The following is a 276-nucleotide window of genomic DNA, read 5'->3' as shown; positions in this document are numbered from 1 at the left end:
GAGGGCTTAACGGTCGTGTTCGGGATGGGTACGTGTGGAACCCCTCCGCTATCGCCACCAAACATGAATTTGCTATGTAAATTCTATCGTACGGTTATTCGCTTCACGATATATCGTGTGAACGAATAGCCATGCATTTGTTGTATGTCACTTGTACATACGTTCAAGGTTACACCCTGAAAACTGGATCCGAAACTCATTTGCGTTTTATCTTAGGATAAGCCCTCGACCGATTAGTATTGGTCAGCTCCATGCATTACTGCACTTCCACCCCCA

The 276-nt window shown here is 45.7% G+C and carries 1 rRNA gene; it reads right to left on the bottom strand.

The features are described from left to right. A 5S ribosomal RNA gene (rrf, locus tag G9G53_RS25955) occupies positions 1-62 on the bottom strand; the annotation flags it as partial. Positions 63-276: the final 214 nt, after the last annotated feature.

The organism is Paenibacillus sp. EKM206P (genome assembly GCF_011066155.1).
GTDB classification, from domain to species: Bacteria; Bacillota; Bacilli; order Paenibacillales; family Paenibacillaceae; genus Paenibacillus; species Paenibacillus polymyxa_D.
This window is presented reverse-complemented; position numbering and strand designations above follow the sequence as displayed.